Consider the following 11,646-nt stretch of genomic DNA (forward strand, 5'->3'; position numbering starts at 1 on the left):
TGGCCCTCCGTACCGTGGTCCGTGAGGACACGGACCACTCGTGCGTCAGCAATACCATCCGGATAAGTGGTCCGTGTCCTCACAGACCACGGCGTTGGCTCATCGCTCATCATTCATCACTCATCACTATTTAGTATTGTACGTCAGATACGTTCGTTCTATGGTGCCGTCGTCGTAGAGGTCAAATAAGGCGTAGCCGGCTTTGGTCTGGTGGTAGGTGTCGCTGGTCCACCAGTTGCCGCTGACGGCCCCGTTGCAGAAGTAGGTTACGTTGTTGTACTCGACCCGGTCGAGCAGGTGCATATGGCCGCTCAGGCAAGCCTTTACGTTAGGGTGCTGGTAGAACAGCGCAATCAGATCAACGGCGTCGGTATGATCCCAGCTACCGGGTATCTGCCAGTTGCCATTTTTGACGTTGGCTTTGTCGTAAAAGACTGTTGCCGACACAATCGGGATGTGCGACAACAGCAGCACCGGGGTTTTCGGATCGGTGCGAGCCAGATCGTTTTTGAGCCAGTCCATCTGTTCGGCGTCGATATGGGCCGTATACCACTTGCCCTCGGGGGTGGTCTGTACGCTGTCGAGGATGATAAAGTGCCAGCCGTTTTTGTCGAACGAGCGGTAGCGGTTGCTGATGCCCATCTGCTCAACGGCCCATTTTTTCCCGTAGAGCGGGTCCGCTTTGGCGCCTTCGTACCCCCAGACGTCGTGATTGCCGATGCAGTATTCAATCGGCAGCGAGCTGTTGCCCTTGACGACGGTATGCCAGGCGTCCCACTGCTTTTGCACCTGGCTGCGGTCCTGCCCCAGTGCATCCATGATCGTATCGCCCCCGTGGAGAATAAAAGCGGGTTTATCGGCCTGGTCCTGCGCGTGGTGCAGACAGCGGGCAACGGACTCCATCGGTTTACTGTCGGCGGTGATGTGCGTATCGCCCAGGTACGCGAACCGAACGGATCGTTTACGAACAGCGCTGGCAACAAGGGGCAAATCCGGCGCAACGAGTGGCAGCAGGCCGGCGGTTTTGAGGAGTGAACGACGATTCATAAAAAAAGGGATCGAACAAATGACTGCATCGGCACTGAGTATGAACCCAATACCGATGCAGTTTAGCCAGTTTCGCGGGCGATTGCAACAGTCCGAAGCTGTACTTCCCGTAAAGTAAGGGGCGTCGGCCTACTTGTCCCACCAGACGGCCGTGTTCAGATCGTCGGTTCCCTGACGGGTTACCGCTTCGGCCCGGTTCTTACCGTTCAGCGCCTGCTCCGACTGCGGGTACGGGTAGCGCACTGGCACCCGGTTTCCGTTGAGGTTATCGGGCCCCGGCGTAACGGTAGGAATGCCCGTCCGGCGCCAGTCGAACCAGCCCTCAAGTCCGTTGAACAGCAGCGCCACCCACTTCTGGGTCCCGATTTTTTCCAGCTTCTGCTGGGTAGTCCCCGTATAGGCCACCCCCGCCTGGGTGAAATAGTCGGCCGCGGGGGTTACGTTGATGCCGTACTCGGCCGGTACGATCGCCTTGTAGTAGTCCATATTGGCGCGGATACCATTCAGGTAATACGTTTCGGCACTACCCGTCGAGATCAGATTTTTCTCCCGGGCTTCGGCCAGCAGGAACTGCACCTCGGCATACGTCATCACCAGTCCACGCGCCACGTTAGGCACCGGCGCGGGCGAGCTGCAGACGAGGCAGGCAAACGGCAGACCCACCCGCGAAACACCCTGCGGACCACCGTTGTAGTTCAGCGCCGGCGTATCGCCCAGCCCGTTGGGTACGCCTACGTATTCGACCTTACCCGCCGACGAGGGCCGCTCGACCGGCCGGGCAAAGACCGGCAGCCGCGGATCGTTGATAGCCAGCAGCCGGTCGACCAGCGACTTGCTGGCCCGGAACTCATCGAACGAGCCTACCCGCGAGCCGTAGAGCGGCCACTGATTCGGAGCCGTAGGCTGATAGGTCAGGGCTGCGTTGTCGGCGTTCGATTCCATGATCGGGAATTTGGCCCGGTCGGCAACGATAGCCTGCAGGTCGGCCGCGACGTTCCGCTTGCCGGAAATCCGCATCAGCGCCCGCAGCCGGAGCGAGTTGGCCAGTTTTTTCCAGCGGGCAATAGACCCGGCCCCACCGCCAAACAGGATGTCGCCGGCCAGCACTTCGTTACTAGTACCGAGCAGGTCGTTCGCTTTGGCCAGATCGGCCAGAATACCGGTGTATACGGCTTCCTGCGTATCGTACTTCGGCGCGTAAACACCGCCCGACTTGGCCTGGGTCGCTTCGGTATACGGGATATCGCCGTAGGCATCGGTTGCCAGCGAGAAGAGCCACGACTTCCAGATCAGCGCCACCCCGAGGTAGTTGTTCTGCCCGGCCGCGGTAGCCAGGTCGATGATGTTCTGAACGTTGCGCATATTACCGTAGACACTGTTCCAGACGCCGTTGCGCTCACCCCAGAGGTAGCGATCTTCGTTTACGAACTGAATCTTGGCCGTATGCTGCACAACGATGTTGCCAATGCCCCAGGCCTCACCGACCTGGTCGTTGATCGTATTTCGCAGCACACCCGCCAGCAGCAGATCCGGCGATACCTGCGTCGGGACGTTCGGGTTGGTATTGACCTCTTCAAACTCGTTGTCGCAGGCAGTAGCGACCAACAGGCCCAGGCCAAAAACAATTGATTTAAGCACTTTCATAGCTTTTGAATATCGATGGTAGTGATTGACGATCAGCAAACCGGCAACGACTATGATGATAGAATGGACAGAGACGGTTAGAGTTTCAGCCCCAGGTTGAACCCGAAACTGCGGCTCGACGGAATGGCCATGTATTCGATACCGGGCAGGGCCGTGCCGCCCGAATAGGACAGGGTTTCCGGATCGACATGCGGCACTTTGGACCACACGGCCAGGTTACGACCAACCAGCGTAAACGTTACCCCCCGCAGCGGCACCCGACCCCAGATTCGATCGGGAATGCTGAAGCCCAGCTGTACTTCGCGGAGCTTGGCGAACGAAGCGTCGTACATGACCCCTTCGGCAATGTTGCGCCCGCCGGTCCAGGCCGTGTGCCACTGCCGCGAGTTCAGCTTCACGTCGTTCGGAGCAAAGGTGGTTGACCCATCGGCATTGGTAACGATTTTGGCGCCCTGCCCAATGACGCCGTTGCCGGGCAGGCTCAGGTCATAGCCATTGGCGCGGCCTTCCAGGGTCTCGATGATGATACCGCCCTCACGACCGACGGTCTGGGTCTCGGAATACAGTTTACCACCCTGGCGGATGTCGAACAGGAAGCTCAGCCGCAGGTTCCGGTAGCTCAGGCTATTGTTGATGCCCAGCAGAAAATCAGGGTTGTAGTTACCCAGCTTGATGCGTTCGGTGGTAGCCACCGGCCGCCCGTCGCGGTAGACCATCTGCCCCACGTACTGGCCCGATGCGTCGTAGTACGGCTTCGTTGGGTCGCTGTTCTGCACCCGGGCAAACCCGATTCCGTACATATCGCCCATGCGCTCACCCACGCGGGCTTCGATGCTGACCCGGCGGCTGGCCATCACGAAGTTCTGAATATTGTCAGAGAGCGAGATAACCTTGCTGCGGTTGGCCGAGAAGTTGAAATCGACACCCCAGCGCAGGCTGTTAGGCAGCTCGACCGGCACCAGGTTCAGCGCCACCTCTACCCCACTGTTGCGGATCAGACCGGCGTTGATAGCCCGGCTGTTATAGCCACTGGTGATCGATAGCGGAATGTTCAGAATCTGGTTGCGGGTGTTGGTCAGGTAATACGACACATCCAGCCCCACCCGGCGTTTGAATAGTTTCAGTTCCACACCACCTTCGAACGAGTTGCTGATTTCGGGTTTGAGGTTGAAATTGGCCAGGCGGTCGGTTTCGCCGTATACCTGGCTGTTGCCGAACGGGTCGCTGGGGTTGTACGCCTGGGTAAAGGTGAATGGGTCCGTGTCATTACCTACCGATGCGTAGTTGACGCGGGCCTTCAGGAAGGAGATCGACTGCGGCAGGGCAATCATCTCGCTCAACACGGCGCTGAGCGCAGCGGAGGGGTAAAAGTAAGAGTTGTCCTGGGTACCCAGCGCCCGGGCATACTCGGGCAGCGTCAGCGCGCTCGACCAGTCGTTGCGGGCCGTCAGCTCGAGGAACAGGTAATTCCGAAACGCCAGCTGCGCCGACCCGTAGAGCGAGTTTACCCGCTTGCCAACCAGGCTCTGCGCCACCTGCAGTGGCACCCGCGAGTTGGTCAGGTTGTAGATACCGGGAATGTTCAGCTGACCGGCATTGCTCTCCAGGAAATCCGATTTCTGCCGCAGCTGGTTGCCGCCGAAGGTACCCGACAGGGTCCAGTTTTCATTGAACTCTTTGTTGGCCGTAAACAGAAAGTCGGTGTTGCGTTCTTCGGTAATGATGCGCGAATCGCGGTACTGCCCAAACGGGAACCGCTGGGTGCTGAACGCCCGCCGGTATTCGCGTTTTTCGCTGCTGTAGTCGATGGCCGTACGGCCCTGAACGCTCAGCCAGGGGGTCAGATCGTACTTCAGCGAGGCATTGCCGATCACGCGGTCATACAGTTGTCCATTCGTATTTTCGTAAACCGTCAGGTAGGGGTTGTCGTGGTAGTTGTAATTCCAGCTGAACTGCCGGGTTCCTTCGAGACCCCGCATCCAGAGGTCCTTCATCGGCTCGAGCTGCACCGAGGGCGGCAGCCAGCAGTTGAAGAGATACATGATACTTTCGGTACCGTAGCTGATCGATGGGCGGTTGCCGCTTTCGCCCTTGATGTAGCTAACGAACGCGTTGGCCGAAAATTTGGGGGTGAAGTTATACCCCCCGCTCAGCGAGGTCGTGTAGCGTTTCAGATCGGTATTCGGCACGATACCGGTCTGGTTCAGGAGCGTATGCGCCAGCCGGAAATTGCCGGATTCGTTGCTACCCGTTACGGCCACGTTGGTCGTGTTGGTATGGCCCGTCTGCAGAAACTTCTTCAGGTTATCGGTTTCGGGTACCCAGGCCGTGGGCGTAATGACGCTACCCGCCGGTGCGTTCAGGTCGCCCCCCCGGAACGGAATGGGCTGGCCGTTGAGCGTGCGAGGTGAGTTGTACTGAGGATAGCTTTTGTTGAGCGAGAAGGCAGGTCCCCAGGCTTCGTCGGTTCCGTCGGTCAGGCCGGCTCCGCCCCCGTTGACAAAGGCGAAGTCGCCCCCATTGGCGTTTCCCTGTCCGTATACGTTCTGGTATTCAGGTAGCACGAGGGGCGTTTCGAAGGTCTGGTTCGTATTGATCTCGACCCCGATGCCTTTACTGCCGCGGCCTGATTTGGTCTTGATCACGATTACCCCGTTGGCCGCCCGCGCGCCGTAGAGCGCCGACGCAGCCGCTCCCTTCAGCACGTTGATCGACTCGATGTCGTCGGGGTTGACGAAGCTGGCGCCGTTGCCGAAGTCTACTTCGAGGTTGTTACGGCCCGACCCGCTGGTGAGCCCGTTCGAGATCGGCACCCCATCAATGACGTACAGCGGCTGGTTTTTGTTGAGATCGACCGAGCGCTCGCCCCGGATCGTGACCCGCGCCGAGCCGCCAATGCCCGATGGGCTACCCACTACCGTAACCCCCGCCACTTTACCAGCCAGCTGGTTGGTCACGTTGGTTTCGCGAGCTATAGTCAGCGCACTGCCCTGAATCTCCTGAGTGGCATAACCCAGGGCTTTCTTTTCGCGCTGGATACCGAGGGCCGTTACTACCACTTCGCCAAGCGTCTGGGCATCGCCCTTCAGCAACACATCGACCGTTGACCGGTTACCGACCGCCACCTCCTGCGACTCGTAGCCGATGAACGAAAACGTCAGGGTACGGTTAGGACCCGGCACCGTGAGGGTGTACCGCCCGTCGGCTCCGGTGGTGGTGCCCGTCGTGGTGCCTTTTATGACAATCGATACCCCCGGCAGTGGCTGGTTGTCATCGGCCGAGCTGACCCGCCCGGTAATGGATTGTGCGGTAGCCTCCAGCCCCGACAGCAGACAAAAAAAGAACGCCACCCAGAGTCGGCGCAAACCGGGCAACGGGGGCGTTAAAGAAGGTAAACAGGTTGATTTCATACATGTGCAGGTTAGTCTCGAGTAAGTACCAGCCGCAAATGTATGTCAGCACTGTTACGCTAATATTTCCTGATTATCAATCCTTTATGAACAGAAAAGCCGGATGATCACAATAAAATAACAGCTCCATAGGCTTAGCCTGCTTGCCCCAGAGCCCGGCTACACGCTGACGTTCAGCCACTGCCGAACGGTTTCTTCGGCGAAGCCAGCGCCCGAGCTCATTCCTTTGCCGCCAATGCCCGTAATGATCCGGATATTCTCGTCGACCGGGTAGTCGAAGATCTCATCGGGGGTCTGGCTGTAGAAACCGGCCCAGGTTTTTCGAACCGTTATCGGAAAGCGGACAATACGCCGGGCTTCGGCCAGCATGAGTTCGTTGATAAAGTCCTGCGTATGATAGCCCAGGTCTTCGGCCCGGGTCGCGTCGGCGTATTCGTGCGAGTCGCCGATGATGATCGACCCGTCGACGGCCTGCTTGAACAGGATATGGATACCCCATTCTTTCAGCGCGGCCAGCTGGGGGGGCGTAGCGATCGACGCGTAGGATGGACACTGCTGGAACGACTCGTACCGCCGAATGGTCAGCCCCGTCAGGATATTACCCGGCAGCGACAGACCCGCCACCGGCTCGGCCAGCAGCATCTGCAGCTTGCTGACCACCAGACCAGCCTCGGCCAGCACCTCCGGAAACAGCAGCCGCACCTCGTGTCCGGAGCAGATCAGCACCCGGCTGGCCTGGTACCGCTCCCGGTTGCTGAGGGTAATGATAGCTCCGTTGTAGTTGGACTGGCAGTCGATCACGGCCGCCCCCGACTGGTACGTTACGCCGTACTTCTGCTGGATAAAGGCGATGAGCCGGTGAATCATCTGTTCCGGTTCGAGACTCAACTCCTGCGGGAAGTAGAGCCCACCCCGTACGTAGTCTGCCTGCAGGACCGGGTGCCTATCCAGACACTGCGCCTGACTGAGCAGCTCGCTGGTATAGCCAAGTTGCTGATACCGGTCGTGCAGCTCGTTCACCAGCGTCCATTCATCGGCGTCCGAAGCCAGGTAGACGGAGCCATTGGCCCGCACCGTCAGCTCGGTTTGCGCCTGAATGTCGCGGTAGATCTCCAGGCTCCGACGGCCATAATCGAACCAGCGACCCGCCAGTCCCGACGGTACCGCCTGGCCGAAGTTCCGAACGGTGGCGCCCATCGGGTAGCGGTCTTTCTCGAGTAACAGCACCCGCAGCCCGGCTTTGGCGGCATGATAGGCATGAAACGTCCCCAGTGCACCGGCACCGACAATGATAAGATCGTACATGGATAAACGGTTCAGAGAAGCGGCCCGGCCGATAAGGTTCGGACCGACGGGTTAGCTGACAACAAAGTAGCGGCTGTCTACCAGCTGGGGCAGATCGACCAGCGAAGCCAGCAGAAGGTCGTGCGGATAGGTCTCCAGCTGCTCCTGCGTGTGGGTTCCGTTGGTGATACCGAGGTTGAGGCCTACCCCGGCGGCCCGGCCAGACAGCAGATCGGACGGGGTATCGCCAATGTTGATGACGGCCTTCGGGTTCGTTACGCCCAGCGTGGCCATAGCCCGCTCGATCATGTACGGGTAGGGACGCCCCCGCTCTACCTCGTCGCTGGCGATGGACAGCTGGATCAGGCTATCCCGGCTACCGACGCGATCCTGATCGAGGCCGTCGAGCCAGCCCAGCTTGTCCAGGATGATGTCGGTTACGGTGCGATAAAAGCCTGTTGTCAGCGCTATGGCGATGCCGCGCTCGTGCAGATAGGCGAAGGTATCGAGACAGCCTTCGGTAGGCGTGGCACCGTTGGTGGCGTAGTGGTTCTCCAGAATACCCCGGAAAGCCGCGTACGACACATCGACCTGGTGGTTCACGTCGGGGTGCACATCGCCCAGCTGTTCTTTCCAGAGCGTTTCGAAGACGTACCGTTTGGCCAGCCCCTGCATGGCCAGAATCCGTTCGTCGGTAACGAACAAACCCGTTTCAGCGGCTGCCAGCGCAAAGCACCGCTCTACTTCGTGGTGGTCGGTAACGGTTGTGCCGGCCATGTCAAAAACCACTAATTCAATTGGTTGCATCGGTCAAATCGGTTACGTCAGTTAGGGAAAGAGCGGTAAAGCAACGCAAAGAATCGATACATGCTGTTGGTGAGTCCATTAACAAATAAAGAAATTCTTAGGCCATATACCGGGCTGCGCGCTGCGCCGGGAACCAGGAGGTCAGAATAGTCATCAGAACAACCAGCCCCCCCGTCAGGACAACATCGATCAGATCGAGCCGGACCGGGTACGCATCCACGATAGAACTGGGCGTTCCCATACTGACAAACCCGTATTGCTGCTGCAGCAGACAGATTACGATGCCCAGCACCAGCCCCGTAATGGCTCCGGTCAGCGCAATGATGGCGCCTTCGGTCAGGAAGATCCGCCGTATCATACCCGACGTAGCTCCCATGGCGAACATAATTCCAATGTCCTGCTTTTTTTCGATGACCAGCATCGACAGGGAGAAAAAGATGTTGATCGACGCCACCAGAATAATGAACGATAAGGTCAGCGCCACAAAGAGTTTCTCGACCCGGATGGCCCGGTACAGATCCCGATTGAGGTCGTCGCGGCTCTGAACGGTCAGTTGAACGGCTGGAGCGGCTTTGCTGACAACGGCTTCCAGGGCCTGTTTGGCAGCCTCCTCATCGGTGCCCGGCCGCAGCTGAATTTCCAGACTCGTTACCTCATTGGGCTCGTAGCCGAACAGGGCCCGCGCCACGCTGATTGGCGCCAGCACCACATTATTGTAATTGGGTACTTCGATATAGAACACCCCCCCTACCGTCAGCGCTTCCCGGTTAAACGCGTTCGGGTTGATGGCGCTCAGCGTCTGGCCACTCTGCGGATACAGGATCTCGAGCGGGGTAAGAATATCGACCGGCGAAATGCTCAGGTCGTTGCGTATTCCTTCGGCCACAACGGCATAGTTGACATCGTCCCGACGCAGCACCAGCTGCCCCTGAATCAGGGTTGAGTCGAGCTGGCTGCGCTGGGTATAATTATCGTCTACCCCCTTCAGCTGTACCACCGCCTGCCCGTCTGTTGACCCACTGGCGCGGTAGCGGGCCAGCGCATTATCCTGCGCCACCGCGCTGATGAAGCTGACACCAGGCGTTTGGCGGAGCTGCGACAGGAGCGCCGACGAGGCAACGAACCGCTTTCCTTCAGCGGGCAGTATGGTCATGTCGGCTTCGAAGTTGCGGAAGAGCTGCCGGTTCAGTTCTTCCATCCCGTTAAACACCGACAAAACGATGATGAGCGCCATGGTACCCACGCCCACCCCCAGCATCGACAATATCGACAGCCAGCTGATGAAGCTGCGTTTCTTACGCGAAAAAAAGTACCGGCGGGCGATCCAGGCAGGGAGGTTCATGCTTACGTAGTGAATGAGTAAACAAGTGCGCGGTGAGATTGCATGGCGATCGGTTGAATCGCTCAATCACCATGTACTCATTTACTCAATTAGTATCGTCGTCATCCTCGGCCGGGGCGGGGGGTATCTCCAGGCCGGCGAAGAGTTTATCCATTTTGTCGGCGTATTCGGCGGTGTCGTCCAGAAAGAAATGTAGTTCGGGCACAATGCGGAGCTGGTGCCGCACCCGGTCGCCGAGGTGTTGCCGAATTACTTTGCCTTTTTCCTGGATCAGGTCCAGCAATTCATTCCTGTTTTTGGTGGCCAGAAAGCTCAGGTAGATACGGGCTACGCTCAGATCGGGCGACACCCGCACGTTGGTCACGGTTATAAAGCCCCCTGGACTGGATGGTCCGTTGAACAGGTGCGGTACCTCGCGCTGGAAAATTTCGCTCAAATCTTTCTGCAACTGGCGGGCAACTTTCTGCTGTCGTTTCGATTCCATATCATCTGTGGTTGAGTCACTATCCAGTCGGTTTAACCCCGGCGGACTGACTTTGTTAATGCAGGCCTCGCCCCGTTCCGGTTACCGGTCGCCTGGACCGTAAGATCGGCATTGGGGTGGCCATTCGCGCAAATATCCGACGCTTTTTCCGTTCTGCCGAAATTGACCGTAATTTCGCCCTGACCACCGTTACCCAATACTGGCTTTGCTTCGTTTTTTTCGTTCATATTACCCCTATCAATACGTCAGTCTGCTGGGCCTATTGGTGCTGATCCGGCTGCCGCTTCTGCTTCATCCCTTTCCGCTGCTCATTCCGGAGTTAAACTGGCTCCTCGTTGGTGAGCAGATGAACCAGGGGCACCTGCTCTACCGCGATATCTGGGACAGTGTGAGCCCCTTATCGGCAGCTGTTTACTGGGGGTTGAACGCCCTCTTTGGCCGATCGGCTACCTCTTTGCACGTAGCGGCCACGCTCGTGTCGGTATTTCAGATTGTATACGTCAATTACCTGACCAACGTGCGCGACTTCTACTCCGACCGCTCGTTCTGGCCTGGTCTGGTATACATGCTGTTTCTGCACCTGTCGTTCGACTGCCTGACCCTGTCGCCGGTGCTGATGTCGACCAGTTTTCTGCTGCTGGCACTGGGTACGCTCGTCAAGCAGATGGATCGGCGCGGGGCTACCGATGAAGTGTTCGAGGTCGGTTTTTACATCGGCATAGCCGCGCTCTTTTACCTGCCGTCGGCCCTGTTCATCATCTGGGCGGCCATGTCGATGCTGCTGTATACGGGGGCTACCTTCCGGCAACACTCGCTGTCGCTGTTTGGGTTTCTGTTTCCGCTGGCGGTTACGATTCTGTTTTATTACCTGAGCGATAGTTTCGACGATTTCAACCGCAACCTGCTGTCGTCAGTCTTTCGGGTGCGCCAGTATTCGCTGTCTGACTACCAGTCGCTGGTGGCGTCGCTGCTGATTCCGCTCGGGCTGGGTGTGCTGGGTTTTCTGAGCCTGTTCAACACCAGCAGTCGGTATGTCAACGTACAGCAGCGGATTCAGCAGATCATGGTGCTCTGGTTTGGCGTAGCCGTACTGACCATTGCGCTGATGCCTTTTCTGGCGCCGATGGCCTTTCTGAGCTTTGTGCCTCCGATGGCTTATTTCGCCGTTTTCTACTTCGAAAACGTCCGGAAACAATGGCTGGCCGAAGTGGGGTTCATCTCCGCTTTTGGGCTTATTCTGCTGTTGTTTTACCAGGGCGCGCTGGGCCTTGTGCCGGGGTCCGATTTTGGGCGGCTCAGCAAGTTACAGGTCCGGACATCGCCCCTGACGGCTACGATCCGTAACCAGCGGCTGCTGATCATCGGCGAAGACCTGAGCGCCTACCAGTATAACCGACCCGCCACCCCCTACCTCAACTGGGACCTGGCCAAGTACGACCTGCGCAACCTGGATAATTACGAAGCCGTGATCAACGTCTTCGACCATTTTCGGAAAGACCCGCCCGATTACATCATTGACCGCGAAAACGTGGTAGAGAAGCTGTTCCAGCGCGCCCCCGCCCTGGCCGAACGGTACGAAAAAACGGCAACGGCTGGCGTATATAAGCGAAAATAAAATAGGTTTGTAG

The 11,646-nt window shown here is 58.2% G+C and carries 8 protein-coding genes; 1 reads left to right on the plus strand and 7 read right to left on the minus strand.

Annotation, left to right across the window (positions count from 1 at the left end; translation table 11 throughout):
- Positions 1 to 126 precede the first annotated feature (126 nt).
- From B1C80_RS05765 to rbfA, 7 genes are all read right to left on the minus strand, one after another.
- Positions 127 to 1,047 (minus strand): metallophosphoesterase, encoded by a 921-nt coding sequence (locus tag B1C80_RS05765; RefSeq protein ID WP_077920126.1) that lies wholly within the window; start codon positions 1,045 to 1,047, stop codon positions 127 to 129.
- Between the two features lie 129 nt (positions 1,048 to 1,176).
- A complete protein-coding gene (locus tag B1C80_RS05770; RefSeq protein WP_077920127.1) occupies positions 1,177 to 2,691 on the minus strand; it encodes a SusD/RagB family nutrient-binding outer membrane lipoprotein in 1,515 nt (504 codons plus the stop codon).
- Between the two features lie 77 nt (positions 2,692 to 2,768).
- Entirely contained in the window at positions 2,769 to 6,101 is a 3,333-nt protein-coding gene (locus B1C80_RS05775) for a SusC/RagA family TonB-linked outer membrane protein (RefSeq protein WP_139361593.1), read from the minus strand.
- A gap of 159 nt (positions 6,102 to 6,260) precedes the next feature.
- Positions 6,261 to 7,406, minus strand: coding sequence for a TIGR03364 family FAD-dependent oxidoreductase (locus B1C80_RS05780; protein WP_077920129.1), 1,146 nt, complete (start codon positions 7,404 to 7,406; stop codon positions 6,261 to 6,263).
- Positions 7,407 to 7,457: 51 nt separating this feature from the next.
- Positions 7,458 to 8,192 (minus strand): HAD family hydrolase, encoded by a 735-nt coding sequence (locus B1C80_RS05785; RefSeq protein WP_077920130.1) that lies wholly within the window; start codon positions 8,190 to 8,192, stop codon positions 7,458 to 7,460.
- A 97-nt stretch (positions 8,193 to 8,289) separates the two neighbouring features.
- On the minus strand, positions 8,290 to 9,534 hold the full coding sequence (locus B1C80_RS05790; protein ID WP_077920131.1) for an FtsX-like permease family protein: 1,245 nt from the start codon (positions 9,532 to 9,534) through the stop codon (positions 8,290 to 8,292).
- An 85-nt stretch (positions 9,535 to 9,619) separates the two neighbouring features.
- On the minus strand, positions 9,620 to 10,018 hold the full coding sequence (gene rbfA / locus B1C80_RS05795) for a 30S ribosome-binding factor RbfA (RefSeq protein ID WP_077920132.1): 399 nt from the start codon (positions 10,016 to 10,018) through the stop codon (positions 9,620 to 9,622).
- A 205-nt stretch (positions 10,019 to 10,223) separates the two neighbouring features.
- Between rbfA and B1C80_RS05800 the strand changes: the two genes are divergently transcribed.
- Positions 10,224 to 11,633, plus strand: coding sequence for a hypothetical protein (locus B1C80_RS05800; protein WP_077920133.1), 1,410 nt, complete (start codon positions 10,224 to 10,226; stop codon positions 11,631 to 11,633).
- Positions 11,634 to 11,646 lie beyond the last annotated feature (13 nt).

The sequence above is a fragment of the Spirosoma sp. 209 genome, from assembly GCF_002006735.1.
Lineage (GTDB): Bacteria > Bacteroidota > Bacteroidia > Cytophagales > Spirosomataceae > Spirosoma > Spirosoma sordidisoli.